At 37.3% G+C, this 16,164-nt stretch carries 12 protein-coding genes; 11 read left to right on the plus strand and 1 reads right to left on the minus strand.

Translation table 11 applies throughout. The features are described from left to right. Window positions 1–51 precede the first annotated feature (51 nt). On the plus strand, window positions 52–1,614 hold the full coding sequence (lepB, locus tag ACQ2HF_RS12490; RefSeq protein ID WP_432410750.1) for a signal peptidase I: 1,563 nt from the start codon (window positions 52–54) through the stop codon (window positions 1,612–1,614). 26 nt (window positions 1,615–1,640) lie between these two features. Beyond that, window positions 1,641–2,273, plus strand: coding sequence for a WbqC family protein (locus ACQ2HF_RS12495; protein ID WP_432410751.1), 633 nt, complete (start codon window positions 1,641–1,643; stop codon window positions 2,271–2,273). A gap of 119 nt (window positions 2,274–2,392) precedes the next feature. Here ACQ2HF_RS12495 and ACQ2HF_RS12500 read toward each other — a convergent pair whose 3' ends face one another. Further along, window positions 2,393–3,199 carry a DUF6503 family protein gene (locus tag ACQ2HF_RS12500; RefSeq protein WP_432410752.1) on the minus strand — a complete coding sequence of 269 codons (807 nt, stop codon included), beginning with the start codon at window positions 3,197–3,199 and terminating at the stop codon, window positions 2,393–2,395. 257 nt (window positions 3,200–3,456) lie between these two features. Between ACQ2HF_RS12500 and ACQ2HF_RS12505 the strand changes: the two genes are divergently transcribed. From ACQ2HF_RS12505 to ACQ2HF_RS12545, 9 genes are all read left to right on the plus strand, one after another. After that, entirely contained in the window at window positions 3,457–4,251 is a 795-nt protein-coding gene (locus tag ACQ2HF_RS12505; RefSeq protein WP_432410753.1) for a TrmH family RNA methyltransferase, read from the plus strand. An 87-nt stretch (window positions 4,252–4,338) separates the two neighbouring features. Further along, entirely contained in the window at window positions 4,339–5,574 is a 1,236-nt protein-coding gene (locus ACQ2HF_RS12510; RefSeq protein ID WP_432410754.1) for a M48 family metallopeptidase, read from the plus strand. Between the two features lie 56 nt (window positions 5,575–5,630). Next, window positions 5,631–7,415 (plus strand): mechanosensitive ion channel family protein, encoded by a 1,785-nt coding sequence (locus ACQ2HF_RS12515; RefSeq protein WP_432410755.1) that lies wholly within the window; start codon window positions 5,631–5,633, stop codon window positions 7,413–7,415. Between the two features lie 98 nt (window positions 7,416–7,513). After that, entirely contained in the window at window positions 7,514–9,724 is a 2,211-nt protein-coding gene (locus ACQ2HF_RS12520; protein ID WP_432410756.1) for a RelA/SpoT family protein, read from the plus strand. Window positions 9,725–9,746: 22 nt separating this feature from the next. Beyond that, a complete protein-coding gene (locus ACQ2HF_RS12525; RefSeq protein WP_432410757.1) occupies window positions 9,747–10,196 on the plus strand; it encodes a Fur family transcriptional regulator in 450 nt (149 codons plus the stop codon). 7 nt (window positions 10,197–10,203) lie between these two features. Continuing rightward, window positions 10,204–11,475: an adenylosuccinate synthase gene (locus tag ACQ2HF_RS12530; protein WP_432410758.1), complete on the plus strand. Its 1,272-nt coding sequence runs from the start codon at window positions 10,204–10,206 to the stop codon at window positions 11,473–11,475. A gap of 56 nt (window positions 11,476–11,531) precedes the next feature. Beyond that, complete coding sequence (locus ACQ2HF_RS12535) at window positions 11,532–13,295, plus strand: OstA-like protein (protein ID WP_432410759.1); 1,764 nt, start codon at window positions 11,532–11,534, stop codon at window positions 13,293–13,295. 128 nt (window positions 13,296–13,423) lie between these two features. Continuing rightward, window positions 13,424–14,614, plus strand: a complete 1,191-nt coding sequence (locus ACQ2HF_RS12540) for an aspartate aminotransferase family protein (protein ID WP_432410760.1) — start codon at window positions 13,424–13,426, stop codon at window positions 14,612–14,614. A gap of 137 nt (window positions 14,615–14,751) precedes the next feature. Next, a complete protein-coding gene (locus ACQ2HF_RS12545) occupies window positions 14,752–16,152 on the plus strand; it encodes a tetratricopeptide repeat protein (RefSeq protein WP_432410761.1) in 1,401 nt (466 codons plus the stop codon). The last annotated feature ends 12 nt before the right edge of the window (window positions 16,153–16,164 follow it).

The following is a 16,164-nucleotide window of genomic DNA, read 5'->3' on the forward strand; positions in this document are numbered from 1 at the left end:
AAACGTTAGCAGACTACGGTCTGCAAATTAACGATTAAAGATTATTTAAAAATGAGCTGGACTGGTTGGTTATTATTTATACTACTTGTACAAGTAGTACACTTTTTAGGAACGTGGAAATTGTATACAAAAGCTGGAAGAAAAGCTTGGGAAGCCGCAGTACCTGTTTACAATGCCGTGGTTTTAATGAAAATTATTAACAGGCCATGGTGGTGGACAATTTTATTGTTTATTCCTATAGTAAACCTAATTATCTTTCCCGTAGTCTGGATTGAAACAATTCGCAGCTTTGGACGCAACAGTAATATGGATACCTTTTTAGTTCTTATTACACTGGGACTCTACATTTACTACATAAATTATACTCAGGAAGTAGCCTATATTCAAAATAGAAGTTTAAAACCACGTACCTCTGCTGGTGAATGGGTAAGTTCCATCTCTTTTGCTGTGGTAGCTGCTACCATTGTACACACCTATTTTATGCAGCCTTTTACCATCCCTACATCATCTTTGGAAAAAACATTATTGGTGGGTGACTTTTTATTTGTGAGTAAGTTTCATTATGGAGCCCGTGCTCCCATGACGCCTATCTCATTCCCAATGGTACACGATACCATTCCTGTGGCTAAAGTAAAATCATATACTTCAAAACCTCAGATTCCTTATTTTAGATTTCCTGGATTTCAGAAAATAAAACGTAATGATATTGTAGTTTTTAACTGGCCAGTAGATACGCTTATTGATATTAACCCAGCTAGTATGCGAGGAAGCGTACAAAAACCGATTGATAAAAAATCGAATTATGTAAAGCGATGTGTTGGGTTGCCAGGAGATTCATTATCGGTGAAAAACGGGCGTGTATTTATTGATGGGCAACCTTTGGAGCTGAATGATAGGGCGAAAATTCAGTTTGGATATCAGGCTGCTACTAAAAAACCTCTAAATATCCCCTTTATCAAAGAACGCTACGATATTACAGATATTTATCCTTTGAACCGCGAGGGTACGGCCTACCAATTTCACGCTACCGATGAAGCTATTGAAAAGTTTAAAAACTATCCAGATGTGGTAAAAGTGATTGCTACCAATGATATTGATAATGGCTGGGAACAAAATGTCTTTCCAAACGATGCGCAATATGGTTTTAATAACAATTTCTTCGGCCCTATTTACATTCCGGAAGCTGGGAAAACAGTAGCAATCAATTCAGAAAGTATTTCTTTCTACAAACGTATTATTGAAACCTACGAAGGCTCCGAAATGGGCATAGAAAACAAAATAACTCAAAACGGAACTCAAGTTCTTTTAAATGGCCAAGCAATAAACGAATACACCTTTAAAATGGATTATTACTGGCTTATGGGAGATAATCGAAACAACTCCCAAGATGCCAGAACCTGGGGGTATGTCCCCTTTAATCACGTAGTTGGGAAACCTGTATTTGTATGGATGAGTTGGGATAGCAATACAGGATCTGTTCGCTGGGATAGAGTATTTACTACCGTTGGAGGCTCTGGGAAGCCAGCATCTTATCTAATGTATTTTGTATTTGCTGTAATTGCATGGTTTGGTTTTAATTTTTTCAGAAAAAGAAATAAATCGGCTAAGAAGTAAGTGTACATAGCAGTATTCTGTTTAAAATGAAAACGATTTTAATACATCCCGCCTACTTCCCTAGCATTTTACAAATGGCAAACATCGCTCAAGCAGAAGCTCTTGTTTTTGAAGTGCAGGATAATTACCAGAAACAGACCTATCGGAATCGCTGTTACATAGCGCATACCAATGGAAAATTATTATTGAATGTTCCTATAAAACATAGCAAAGATGGTTCGCGACAAAAAATGAAAGATGTTGTTGTAGAAAATGCGTTTCCATGGCAAAAGGAACATTGGCGTAGTATTCAAAATGCCTATCGTACCTCCCCTTTTTTTGAATATTACGAAGACGAACTGGCTCCTCTTTTTAAGAAGCCTGTAGAAAAGCTATTGGATTTCAACTTAGAAATTTTTGAAATTGTAACAGATTTGATTGGACTAGAGATTTCAACCTCAAATTCTGAAACATACGAAGCATCTCCAACTATACGTAACAAAAGGTATTTAGCAGATGCTAAGACAGAGCGACTCACAATTTTAAAGCCTTATACACAAGTTTTAGAAGCGCATCACGGCTGGTTACCCAATCTTTCTGTTTTGGATTTATTATTTAACGAAGGCCCTAACACACTTAATTATCTGGAATCACAGCAACTAAAAATCCAACATAATTAATAACCATTAAGGGCTTTAATTATGTTGGATTTTTTATTTGTTATATCTCTTTGCGCACTAGTAAACTCAAAGACCAATGCACCAGGTGCCTACTAACAAAATACCTGCTTCCCTATAAGTTACCTAGGAACTACAGTAGCTTCTTCTGGCTTGGCAAAAACATCTGAATCTAATGTAAGGTCTGAAACCGTTATTTTGTCAAACAACATATCGTTTCGTTCGTCTGTAGGTTTGTTGTCTTTTACGTTGTACCAGGTAAGTTTTTTGGGTAAAATCAACCCGTTTACTTCTTCCCATGCATCATATTTAATAAAGTGCCAGTCTTCGCTATTTTCTCCACTTTGGTAGGTTACTGTGTAGCCTAACCAAGCCATTTGGTTAGTTTCTGGATCAAAATATAGGATGTATTCATCTTCAGGAGAATCCCCTATTCCGTTTTCATATCCTACTTTTATACCGTTATAAAGTTTTCCATCAAGTTCAGTAGGATCTACATTGGTATATACAATTCCCTCGTCACCTAAGATATACGGCATCGCGTAAAAATAGAACATCAAATTATGGTAAAAACGTGCATTTCCTTGGTAGGCATTTTTTTTATTTTGAAGTAACCAAACTTCAGAACCATCATAGCCAATGGACCAATCTTTATGTTCAATTTTCGTTTTTCGGTTTTTTAAATCGGTGGTGTGGGTTTCGGTACCGCCTTTGCTATCAACCTCAAAACAAAGATTATTCATATTGTTCCAGGTGTCCCAACCGCCGTGGGCTTTAAAAACAGCTGCAAGAGCAGGTGGGTAATTGGGTGTTTCAATTTCTGAAATTTCCACAGTATCATTTATAACAAGTGGATCCTCCTCCTTTTTATCGTCTTTACAGGCTAGTAAAGCTGAAGTTGCTACGAGTAGTAGTATTAATTTTTTCATTTGGTTTGGTTTTTGGTTTGTATAAATGTAAAAAAGCTTCCGCCTAAGTCGAAGCTTTTTTAGAAACCTTTATGAAGAAAGCATTATTTTTTGATAATTTTTTTAGTAGGTATCCTTTTTTGGGCAATTGTACTACATACTAACCACAAAACTTAAGGTAAAAAAGCTTTATTGTATAGTATTTTCAGCAACTATAAATGTCAGGCACTTTGCGCCAATACGTCAATCAAAAAAAATCTAATCCCTATCTTTGTAAAATGTACAAACAAATAAGCAGTACTCAAAACGCATTGATAAAACAGTTGGTCACGCTTTCCGAAAAATCTCGGGAGCGCAAGAAGACGGGACTATTTGTTATTGAAGGCGCGCGAGAAATCTCTTTAGCAAAAAAAGGCGGATATACCTTTAAGCAATTGTTGTTTTGTGCTGAAATTTTCAAAGATAATCCAACCGAATTTGCTTCTGAAAACACCGAAATCATTCAAATCTCAGAAGAAGTATATCAAAAAATAGCCTATCGCACTACTACTGAAGGAATTTTGGCAGTTACTGAAATTAAAGAACATTCAGTTTCAAACTTGATATTGAAAATTGAAAATCCGCTGATTCTAATAGCTGAAGCCCCCGAAAAACCCGGAAATATTGGTGCCCTACTCCGTACAGCAGATGCTGCAAAGCTAGACGCAGTTATTATAGCCAATCCCAAAACAGATATTTACAATCCCAATATTATACGAAGCAGCGTGGGTTGTGTATTTACCAATACAGTTGTTACTGGGACTACAGATGAGATTATTTCATTTCTGAAAACTCAAAACATTCAAATTTTTAGTGCTACCTTACAAGATAGCAAGCCTTATTATGAGTGCGATTTTATAAAAGGAACTGCAATAGTTGTAGGAACCGAAGCTACCGGCCTTACCGAAGCCTGGCGAACCGAAAGCACTCAAAATATTATCATTCCCATGCAGGGCGAAATTGATAGTATGAATGTTTCGGTAGCAGCGGGAATCCTTATCTTTGAAGCGAAAAGACAAAGAAAATTTCAATAAAAATTTTCAAATCACAAGCACCAAATCACAAACCACTATTCATTCTATTTTGGGATTTGGAATTTGACTTTTGTAATTGTTATAAATATGGATCCACAAACACTCTTCTACCTATTAATAGGTATCATCCTTGCCAATTTTATAATTGATAAGATTTTAGGTGCTTTAAACGCAAAACATTTTAATGATACGTTGCCCGAGGAACTAAAAGATGTGTACGATACAACCGAATATAAAAAATCGCAACGCTATAAGAAAGAGAAGTATCGGTTTGGATTGCTAAGCTCTTCAATTTCTATAATTACAACGTTACTCTTTTTCTTTTTTGATGGTTTTGAATGGGTAGACAACTGGGCGCGCTCGTATACTGAAAATCCTATTTTGACAGCACTTATTTTCTTCGGAAGTATTGTGTTTGTAAGTGATCTTTTAAGTATTCCTTTTAGTTATTACAACACCTTTGTTATTGAAGAAAAATATGGTTTCAACAAAACAAACACCGCTACGTTTTTTTGGGACAAACTGAAAGGCTGGGCAATGATGGCCGTGGTAGGTGGTGGTTTATTGGCGCTTATTATTTGGTTTTATCAGATTACGGGAAACAATTTCTGGCTATATGCCTGGGGATTGGTAACGGTTTTTACTGTATTTATGAATCTTTTTTACGCACGTTTAATTGTGCCACTATTTAATAAACAAAGTCCGTTGGAAGAAGGCTCGCTTCGCACTAAGATTGAGGCGTATGCGCAAACTGTTCATTTTAGCCTTGCCAATATATTTGTGATAGATGGTTCCAAGCGCAGCACGAAAGCAAACGCCTATTTTTCAGGATTTGGTAGAGAAAAACGCATTACTTTATACGATACCCTTATCAATGATCTGGAGGAAGAAGAAATCGTAGCCGTTTTAGCGCACGAAGTAGGCCATTATAAACGGAAACATATTATTTATAACCTCTTTACTTCTATTTTACTCACGGGGTTTACTTTTTGGTTGTTGTCACAATTTATAGGCAGTGAAACACTTTCGGCAGCATTAGGAGTTTCGGAGCCTTCATTTCATATTGGTTTAGTGGCTTTTGGGATTTTATATAGTCCAATTTCTGAAGTAACCGGTTTGTTAATGAACCTACTCTCCAGGAAATTTGAATATCAGGCAGATAATTTTGCCAAAGAAACATACGCTGGAGTACCATTAATTTCAGCATTAAAAAAATTGTCAAAAAACAGTTTGAGCAATTTAACCCCACACCCTGCGTATGTTTTTATGAATTATTCACATCCTACGATGCTGGAACGTTTTAGAAATTTAAAGAAAATGTAACGTAATTCTATCTATTTAAACAAAGGGTAGTTGATATATTTCTGTAATTTAGTGATATGAAATTATCCAATATTTTCTTTCTAAAGCTTTTTTTGTTTTTCTGCCTTCAGCTTATTGTAATCGGTTCATTATCTGCTGCGACAACACTAGCTGTTCTTCAGCAAAAAGATTCAACAAAAGTAAATGATGATCAAAATGTACCAAGCAAGAAATTAGTTATAGATCAGGACGCCAAGTACGGTAACAACCCTTTTGGCGATTATAACGAAGCATTTTACCGCGTAGACCGATTAAATGAACAAATAGGACTTCCCCCTACAAAATTTAACCTCAGGACACCCCAAGCCGTACTTGAGCATTTTGTAACCAGTGCCAGAAATGGCAAATATGAAGACGCTATCCATGCATTAAATTATAATTTAATGCCACTAAATATGACCGAAGAACAAGCAACGGTCTTGTCTAAAAAATTATATTTTTTAATTAATCAAAGAGTTACTATAGATTGGGATGCACTCTCCGACCGGCCCGATGGACAGATTGATATGAGTACTACCACCAACCAGGCCATTGCTGGTAAGCCAAGAAGAAGTGTGGTTTTTGGAAATGTTGACCTGGACGGCCGTGACATTGTGTTTCGAGTGCAACGGGTACGTTATAAGGAGTTTGGTGCTTTGTGGCTTATTTCTGCCAACACAGTTGAAAATATTGAACCTCTTTATGCCCAATACGGACCTAGAAAACTAGATAGAATGATGCCAGAGTGGTCTAACGTGCCATTCTTAGGAATTCCTGTTTGGAAACTTATTGGAACTCTTGTCCTTATATTTCTCGCGTATCTTTTAGCCAAACTAACGAATGTTATTTCAAAACGATTGTTTGCTAAATCTGAAACTGGATGGATTAGCAATATTGCCAGTAAACTTTCAAAACCCGCAGGCTTATTAATAGGCACATTGTTTTTCTACATTACTTTAAACAAATTAATATCACTATCGGGTGGCTTTGCTAGTTTCGTTTACACCTCATTAATTATTCTTATTGTAGTTTCTATTACTTGGTTTGTGACCAGATTTGTGGATTATGCGATGACCTATATAGCTGAAAATAGAATAGGTGATATTACGGAGGAAGAAAACGAGGAAGCCCGAAAGTTGCTCACCTACATTTCTGTGGGGAGAAGAATCGTCACATTTTTAATTGTTGTTATTGGAGGGTACTTTATAATTTCCCAATTTAGGGCTCTGGAAAAAGTTGGAATCTCCATTTTAGCTTCGGCAGGTGTAGCTACGGTTGTCTTGGGGATCGCGGCACAAAATACCTTAGGGAATATTTTCGCAGGCTTACAAATTGCAATTACGCGTCCCGTAAAAGTGGGAGATACGGTTTTTATTAATGAAGAATGGGGGCACGTAGAAGAAATCGGGTTTACCTATCTGGTGGTGCGTACGTGGGATTTACGGAGACAAATTATCCCTTTAAAATATGTGATAAGCAATATTTTTGAAAACTGGTCTATGACGAGTAGTCATCAAATACGGCCTATTATTCTTTATGCAGATTATCATCTGGATGTAGAAAAATTGCGTGTGAAATTTGAAGAACTTCTAAAATCTTCCGAAGATTGGGATGAAGATACCGATCCCGTTTTGGAAGTTGTTGATACTACTGAAAAATCAATAAAAATAAGAGCGCTTTGTAGTGCCAAAGACCCAAATACCGCGTGGAAACTACATTGTAAATTAAGGGAAGATTTGGTGAAATTTGTAAGTAAGCTTGAAAATGGACAATACCTAACCAAAGAAAGGCTTGAAATAGAAGATATTTCAAAACAATCTTAATGGGAGTTTTACGCTATTCTCGAAATTTCTTTTTTCTAAAACTGAAACTAACACTTCAAAAAATTTGTCATTTTATAGCTTAATTGTACATTTATTCAATGACCGAAGATGTAATAGAAGCCGAGAAAAAAGAGCTCGCCAAGCAGTATAAACAACTTTTAAAAATTAGCTACCGAACTTTGTCGGCAGCAGATAAAAAGTTGATTCGTTCTGCGTTTGATGTAGCGGTAGATGCGCACAAGGATCAACGCAGAAAAAGTGGAGAAGCCTATGTTTTTCATCCCATTGCTGTTGCGAAAATTGTAGCTTCGGAGATTGGTTTGGATGCAACCTCTATTGCCGCAGCGCTGCTTCACGATGTGGTTGAAGATACAGAATATACCCTTTCAGATATAGAACAGCTTTTTGGTGAAACCGTGGCGCGCATTGTAGACGGATTGACTAAGATTTCTAAAATGCCCTATGACGGTGACGTTTCTTTACAAGCTGAAAATTTCAGAAAAATGCTACTTACCCTCAATGAAGATATTAGGGTAATTATTATTAAAATTGCCGATCGTCTGCATAATATGCAGACTATGGATAGCATGCCAGACTATAAGCAGGTGAAAATAGCATCGGAAACGCTGTATATTTATGCACCACTCGCCCATAGAATTGGTCTTTACAATATTAAAACCCAACTAGAAGATTTGGGTCTAAAATACACCGAACCCGAGGTGTTTAATGATATTCTTAGTAAAATAAAGGAAAGTAAAGAAGAACAGGACGCCTATATAGACGCTTTCACGCAAACGATTAAAGATTCTTTAGATTCTGAAAATTTAGAGTATGAAATAAAAGGAAGGCCAAAATCTATCTTTTCTATTCGAAGAAAGATACTTGTGCAAAATGTCTCGTTTGATGAAGTGTACGACAAATTTGCCGTGCGAATTATCTACAAAACCGATACTATTGAGGCTGAAAAATTTATTGCCTGGAAAATATATTCTATTGTTACAGATCACTTTAGACCCAACCCTACACGTTTACGAGATTGGATTTCCTCTCCAAAATCTACGGGCTATGAAGCCTTACACATTACAGTAATGGGGCCCAAAGGGAGATGGGTAGAAGTACAAATACGTAGCGAGCGTATGAACGAAATTGCTGAAAAAGGCTACGCAGCACATTTTAAATATAAAAACAAAGAAAAAGAGAATGACGACGGCTTAGAAGCTTGGCTCAACAAACTTCAAGATACGCTTGAAAATAGTGAAATAAGTGCCATAGATTTTGTAGAAGAATTTAAATTAAACCTCTACGCTAAGGAAATTTTTGTATTTAGTCCCAAAGGAGATTTGTATTCACTTCCCAAGGGAGCTACCGCCTTAGATTTCGCATTTCATATCCATACCGAGGTGGGGCTTAAAACCCGTGGAACTAAGGTTAACGGGAAATTAACTCCCTTAAGTCACGTCCTAAAAAGCGGTGACCAGGTGGAAATAATTACTTCAGAAAAGGCAAATCCTTCGGCCAACTGGTTAGATTATGCTTCTACAGGAAAAGCGCGTAGCAAGATAAAATCTTCCTTAAAAGAAGAACAAAAAACAATAGCTTCCAACGGAAAAGAAATCCTGGCTCGGAAACTTAAATCCCTTAAAATAACCTTAGACGAGCGTACTGTAAATCAGTTAGTAGTTTACTTTAAGGTCAAAACAAGTTTAGATTTATTTTATCGTGTAGGTTCTGGCATTATTGATAACTCACAACTGAAAGCGTTTGCTGCTTCACGTAGTAATGCTTTGGTTAGTTTCTTCAAAAATAAAATAAGAAAACCAGATAAACCTATTGATGTTGACAAAGACGAGATTTCGGTTAAATACGATCAATTGGTTTTTGGAAAAGAGGAACAGAAACTGGATTATGTGATGGCAATGTGCTGTAACCCTATTCCTGGAGATGATGTTTTTGGATTTGTAACCGTAAACGATGGTATTAAAGTACATAAACAAAATTGTCCTAATGCCATACAACTACAAAGCAATTACAGCTATCGCATTATGCCAGCCAAATGGATAGACTCTACACAACGGGAGTTTAAAGCACAGTTAAAAATATCGGGAATAGATGCTGTTGGGCTTGTTAATGAGGTGACTAAGGTGGTAAGTAGCAACCTGCATATAGATATGAAAAAAGTGTATTTTGACTCCGATGATGGTATCTTTAATGGTGAAATTATAGTGGTAGTTAAAAATAAAACCATTCTTGATAACTTGGTTGAAAACCTTAAAAAAATTAATGGAATAGACAAAGTTACGCGAGCTTAAATAGCTACCTTTGTCCTTTGGTATGAGCGCATCTACAGAAAAAAATAACCAGGCAATAGTCAAGAATGTTTTTACAGGATTCTTGGAAGAAAAAGGGCACCGTAAAACGCCGGAACGCTTTGCTATACTTCAAGAAATTTACGATCAAGATATCCATTTCGATATTGAGTCTTTATATATAAATATGAAGAACAAGAACTATCGTGTAAGCCGTGCAACGCTTTACAATACGATAGAGTTACTACTGGAATGCGGTTTGGTTCGCAAGCATCAGTTTGGGCAAAACCAGGCGCAATATGAGAAATCTTACTTCGATAAACAGCACGATCATGTGATCCTGAATACGGGTGAAGTTATAGAATTCTGCGATCCGCGTATACAAACCATCAAAAAAACTATAGAAGAAGTGTTTGATATTGAAATAACCAAACATTCACTCTACTTCTACGGAAATAGAAAAACGACCAATTAATACTATTATGGCAGTAGACTTACTACTTGGATTACAATGGGGCGACGAAGGCAAAGGGAAAATTGTCGACGTACTTACCAGCAATTACAACATCATCGCACGTTTTCAAGGAGGCCCTAATGCAGGGCACACCCTTGAATTTGACGGAATTAAGCACGTTTTAAGAACGATTCCTTCAGGTATCTTTCACGAGAAATCTATAAATGTGATTGGTAATGGAGTTGTTATAGATCCTGTTGTTTTTGTAAAAGAATTGGAAGGGTTGGATCAATTTAAGATTGATTATCTATCGAAATTGATTATTTCAAGAAAAGCACATTTAATTCTACCAACACACAGGTTGTTGGACGCAGCTTCGGAAGCATCCAAAGGAAAAGCAAAAATTGGTTCTACCCTAAAAGGAATTGGCCCAACGTATATGGATAAAACCGGGCGTAACGGTATTCGTGTTGGAGATTTAGAACTTGCTAACTGGAAAGAAAAGTACAGAGCATTAGCAAATAAGCACGAAGCTATGATTGCTTTTTACAATGTAGACGTGCAATATGATTTAGCCGAAATGGAAGTCGAATTTTTCGAATCTATAGAGCGTTTAAAGGAATTGACTTTTATTGATAGTGAAGCCTATCTAAACGATGCTATGAAAGATGGAAAAACCATCTTAGCCGAAGGTGCACAAGGATCTTTATTAGACATTGATTTTGGAACCTATCCGTTTGTAACATCCTCAAATACCACCGCAGCAGGTGCTTGCACAGGTTTAGGGATTGCTCCTAACAAAGTAGGAGAGGTATATGGAATATTTAAGGCATATACTACACGGGTAGGCAGTGGCCCCTTCCCTACCGAATTGTTTGATAATGTAGGAGAAAAAATGGCGAAAATAGGTCGCGAATTTGGAGCCGTAACAGGGCGTCCAAGACGTTGTGGCTGGTTAGATTTGGTCGCGTTAAAATATACGTGCGAAGTAAATGGCGTCACTCAATTAATGATGATGAAAGGGGATGTACTTTCCGGATTTAAGGAGTTGAAAGTATGTACAGCCTACAAGTACCAAGGTAAAACTATTACGCATTTTCCATATAATATTGAACCTGAAAATGTAACGCCTATCTACACTACCATGCCTTGTTGGAAAGAAGATCTTACAAAAATGACCGAGACTTCCCAATTCCCAAAGGAGTTGAACGAGTACATCGCATTTTTAGAAAAAGAACTAGAGATTCCTATTAAAGTAGTTTCGGTGGGTCCGGATAGAAAACAGACGATTCATAGATAAGGTATCATTTTTGATATATTGATTAAAAAAATACGTTGAAAAAATCATTTAAGATAATGAAGGTTCCGAATGTCCGGTTGAGCGCAGTCGAAACCTTCATTTTTTGTTTCGTTTTCTTTGCATGTACTTCACTTCTAGCCCAACCCAATACTCAAAAACAAAAAGTTGAAATTAAATCCGGCTATCTGGAAATTAAACCGGAAATCCCAGATGCTATCATCTATACCAAAGACGAAAACGGACAAGTATATGTAGTCCATGAAGGAGTTGAGATGTGGTGTAATCAAGCTTACCTGTATAGCAAGGACAATTTTGTGAAAGCTTATGGCGAAGTAAAAATCTCTCAGGGCGACACAGTGACCATGAACAGCACCTATGCAGAATACAATGGAAATACCAGTTTTGCCTTTGCCAGTGGGGATGTTGTACTTCGTGAACCACAAACTACATTAACCACAGACACACTTTACTTTGACAGGATAAAACAACAAGCGTATTACCGCTCGGGAGGTAAGGTTGTAGATACAGCCAGTACTTTAACGAGTCGGATTGGCCGGTATTATGCAGAAACAAAAAAATATTCGTTTCTAAGCGATGTGAAAATCGTAAATCCAAAATATACTGTTAATAGTGAACAACTGGATTTCTATTCTGAAACTGGAGGCGCTTATCTTTACGGAGAGTCTACCATTGTAAGTGAAACAAGTACTGTGTATTGCGAACGTGGCTATTATGACACGCGAGCAGACACAGGTTATTTTGTTAAAAATTCCAGGATAGATTACGAAAACCGAACCCTCTACGGAGACAGCATTTATTTTGACCGAAACAAAAGCTTTGCCTCCGCCACTAATAATATTAAAGTATTAGATACCCTGAATAAAAGTGTGATCCGTGGTCATTATGCGGAAGTATTCCGGGAAAAAGACTCTGTATTTATCACCAAACGAGCGGTTGCCGTTACCTTACGGGATAAAGACTCTTTATATGTACACGCCGATACCTTACGAATTACTGGAAAACCCGAAAACAGAATCTTACGAGGTTTTTATAGAGCGAGAATGTTTAAATACGGAGCACCAGGCGAAGAACCTACGAGTGGTAAATGCGATTCTATCTTTTCTTCAGAAAGCCTGGGGATAACAAAGCTACTACGTGAGCCAGTTTTATGGAGTGGCGAAAATCAAATGACGGGGGATACTATTCACTTAATTTCCAACAAAGTAACCGAAAAGTTAGATACTTTAAAAGTATTTAATAATTCATTTTTAGTGCAAAAAGATAGCGTTGGCTATAATCAGGTAAAGGGAGAACGACTCATTGGTTTGTTTACCAATAATGAGTTAGACACTGTTTCTATCATTAAAAATGCAGAGGTTATTTATTACCCTCGTAATGAAGATGACGAACTCATTGGTATAAACAATACGGTTTCCAGCTCTATTGAATTATATATGAAAGAACAGCGCATCACGGGAACCAAATTCATGAAAAAAGCTAAAGGAAAACTATATCCCGAGTCCGAACTTCCTGTAAATGCCAGACTCCTAAAAGGATTTATTTGGCGCGGAGACGAACGACTTCTAACGGTGAATGATCTTTTTAAAGGAAAACCCATGCCTATTCTCCCAAAAATTCAAGGCATCCCACTCCCCGAAGACGAAGGCGATTTTTTTGAAGACCTCCCCGATGATAAAGTAATTCTTCCGGAAGCATCCAAATTAAAACCTTCAGACCTTCAAAACCGGGAAGATGATCCTAAGGTGAAAACACGTGAAGATGAAGATGATAACGAAGTTGAAGGGGATGACGGTAGTTAAAACACAGTAACAATATTTTCCCCTCTTCACTTGTCTCCGCCAACTGAGGCACGAAGGGAAGGAAGACACTTAGAGGTTTTTTTTTGATTTCAAGTAAACTATAAATTTCTGCCCTCGCGGGCTCCGCGATGAAAAAAGATTTCCTAACATACCAGGCTCAAACTACTCCACATCCACTGGCGATGGAGGTTTCTTATGCGAGAGGAAGTTATATATATGATACTTCCGGGAACAAACATCTGGACTTTGTGGCAGGGGTTTCGGCATGTAGTTTGGGACATAGCCATCCGCGGGTGGTGAATGCTATTAAAGAACAGGTAGAAAAATACCAACACGTCATGGTATATGGCGAATATATACAATCGCCTGCTGTACAACTTTCCAAATTATTAGCAGAGCACCTCCCCGACTCTTTGGAAACTACGTATTTGGTAAACAGCGGTGCGGAGGCTATTGATGGCGCCATGAAATTGGCCAGGCGTGCTACAGGTCGCTCAGAGATTCTATATGCGCACAAAGCCTATCACGGAAATACATTTGGTGCTTTAAGCGTAATGGGCTACGAGGAGCGTAAAATTCCTTTTGGACCGTTGGTGCCAGATTGTTATCCTATTCAGTTTAATAATGAAGGAGATTTAGAAAAAATTACAGAAATAACAGCCGCCGTAATCTTGGAGACCATTCAAGGCGGTGCTGGGTTTATTATTCCTAAGAACGACTATCTTAAGAAAGTTAAGAAGCGATGTGAGGAAGTTGGGGCTTTACTTATTTTGGATGAAATTCAGCCAGGGTTTGGACGTACGGGGAAACTTTTCGGATTTGAACATTTTGACGTCGTGCCAGATATTCTGGTGTTAGGCAAAGGAATGGGTGGCGGTATGCCTATTGGGGCTTTTACAGCTTCCAAAGAATGTATGGCATTGTTGAGTGATACTCCAAAACTAGGGCACATCACAACCTTTGGCGGAAATGCTGTGATCGCTTCTGCCGCTTTGGCAACATTGCAGGAACTTACTGAAACCGACATTATTGCACAAACCCTTCAGAAAGAAAAATTAATTAGACAGCATCTTCAGCATCCTTTAATTTCAGAAATACGTGGAAAAGGATTGATGTTGGCTGCCATAGTGGAGACGAGCGAGTTGGCTACAGAAATAATTATGCGCTGTAAAGACCGTAATCTTATCCTTTTTTGGTTACTTTTTGAACCGTGCGCCATACGCATTACCCCACCACTCACTATTAGCAATAACGAAATTAAAGAAGGATGTGACATAATTACCGAAGTGTTAGATGAACTCCATAAAATTAATACATAGCACAACTATTTGTTTTTCAGCGTAGTAAATTCCATTATATCTGTTAATAAGCCTGTTAACAAGAATAACGGCACAACTATTGAAAACGAGTATACATTGCTATCTTTAAAAAAGTAGTAATCGTTAAACCGTAGCATATGCCCTCTAATCCTAACGAGTATAACAAATTTCCACTATCGCGTTTCGAATCTATGTTGAAAACGAACGATGTCTATTTCTTCGATTCCGAAGAATTTGAAGAGATCATTCAGCATTACTTAGAAAACGGAAAAGTAGCGCTTGCCAAAAAAGCAACGAAGCTGGGACTGGAACAGCATCCTACTGCTACCAATTTAAAATTGTTTCAAATTGAAATGTTCATTTTTGAAAACGATTTAGAAACAGCAGAAACCTTATTAGACAATTTATATGCCCTCGAACAGAATAACGAGGAAGTGTATATACAAAAAGCGAATATTTTCTCGCGTCGTGACGATCACAAAAACGCTATCAAGCTTTTACAAAAAGCTCTGGAAATAACCGATGATGAGAGCGATGTGCTTTCATTAATAGGGATGGAATACCTTTTCCTGGAAGATTATGACAATGCCAGACATTACTTTATGCAGTGCCTGGAACAAGATGAGCAGGATTATTCTGCCCTTTACAACATCATTTATTGTTTTGAATTTCTAGACGAATATGAAGCTGCCATAGATTATTTAAACGATTTCTTAAATAAAAATCCGTATTGCGAAGTTGCTTGGCATCAAGTAGGAAAGATGTACTATATCTTAAAAGATTATAAAAAAGCCTTAGCAGCCTTCGATTTCGCCATTATTAGTGACGACCGTTTTATAGGAGCGTATCTTGAAAAAGGAAAAACCTTAGAACGTTTAAAAAAATATGAAGAGGCTATTGAAAGTTATTCTATCACACTTGGATTGGACGACCCTACCTCTTTTGCATTATTACGAATAGGTAAATGTTACGAACGTCTTGGCGATAGTGAATTAGCGCTACAGTTTTTCACCAAATGTGTGGAAGAAGACAGCCTGTTAGACAAAGGCTGGATTGCTATAACAGATAATTACTTAAAAGCTCATAACTACGAAAAGGCACTCTATTTTATTGAAAAAGCTATCCATATAGATGGAGAAAATGTGTTGTACTGGAAGCGATATGCACGTATCAATTTACGTTTGCAACATTTAGAAGAAGCCGAACATGGTTTTAGAAGAACTTTAGAACTAGGAAACTACGAATTAGAAACCTGGTTATCTCGAACTGATTTGCTTATTAAGCTAGGTGAATTTAACGCAGCTACAAACAATCTATTTCAAGCCACAGAGTTTTATCCGGAAAATGCAGAGATCGAATTTAGGTTGGCAGGATTGTTTTATATTTTAAAAGAAGCAGGAAAAGCTGAATTTCATTTAAAGAACGGATTAAAATTTAATCCGGAATTCTTGATGATTTTAGAAGAACTATTCCCAAAGGTATATGTAAAAAGTAAGGTGCGCCAAATTATTACCAAACACAAAAATACCTCGGTATAATTTGTTTATTTT

It is taken from the genome of Rasiella sp. SM2506, assembly GCF_050859505.1.
Lineage (GTDB): Bacteria > Bacteroidota > Bacteroidia > Flavobacteriales > Flavobacteriaceae > Marinirhabdus.

Bases quoted from the DNA above. Each gene is read 5' to 3' on its own strand.
- ACQ2HF_RS12530 (WP_432410758.1), top strand. From the start codon at position 10,204: ATGGCAGTAGACTTACTACTTGGATTACAATGGGGCGACGAAGGCAAA.
- ACQ2HF_RS12545 (WP_432410761.1), top strand. From the start codon at position 14,752: ATGCCCTCTAATCCTAACGAGTATAACAAATTTCCACTATCGCGTTTC.
- ACQ2HF_RS12520 (WP_432410756.1), top strand. From the start codon at position 7,514: ATGACCGAAGATGTAATAGAAGCCGAGAAAAAAGAGCTCGCCAAGCAG.
- ACQ2HF_RS12500 (WP_432410752.1), bottom strand. From the start codon at position 3,199: ATGAAAAAATTAATACTACTACTCGTAGCAACTTCAGCTTTACTAGCC.
- ACQ2HF_RS12515 (WP_432410755.1), top strand. From the start codon at position 5,631: ATGAAATTATCCAATATTTTCTTTCTAAAGCTTTTTTTGTTTTTCTGC.
- lepB (WP_432410750.1), top strand. From the start codon at position 52: ATGAGCTGGACTGGTTGGTTATTATTTATACTACTTGTACAAGTAGTA.
- ACQ2HF_RS12505 (WP_432410753.1), top strand. From the start codon at position 3,457: ATGTACAAACAAATAAGCAGTACTCAAAACGCATTGATAAAACAGTTG.
- ACQ2HF_RS12525 (WP_432410757.1), top strand. From the start codon at position 9,747: ATGAGCGCATCTACAGAAAAAAATAACCAGGCAATAGTCAAGAATGTT.
- ACQ2HF_RS12495 (WP_432410751.1), top strand. From the start codon at position 1,641: ATGAAAACGATTTTAATACATCCCGCCTACTTCCCTAGCATTTTACAA.
- ACQ2HF_RS12510 (WP_432410754.1), top strand. From the start codon at position 4,339: ATGGATCCACAAACACTCTTCTACCTATTAATAGGTATCATCCTTGCC.
- ACQ2HF_RS12535 (WP_432410759.1), top strand. From the start codon at position 11,532: ATGAAGGTTCCGAATGTCCGGTTGAGCGCAGTCGAAACCTTCATTTTT.
- ACQ2HF_RS12540 (WP_432410760.1), top strand. From the start codon at position 13,424: ATGAAAAAAGATTTCCTAACATACCAGGCTCAAACTACTCCACATCCA.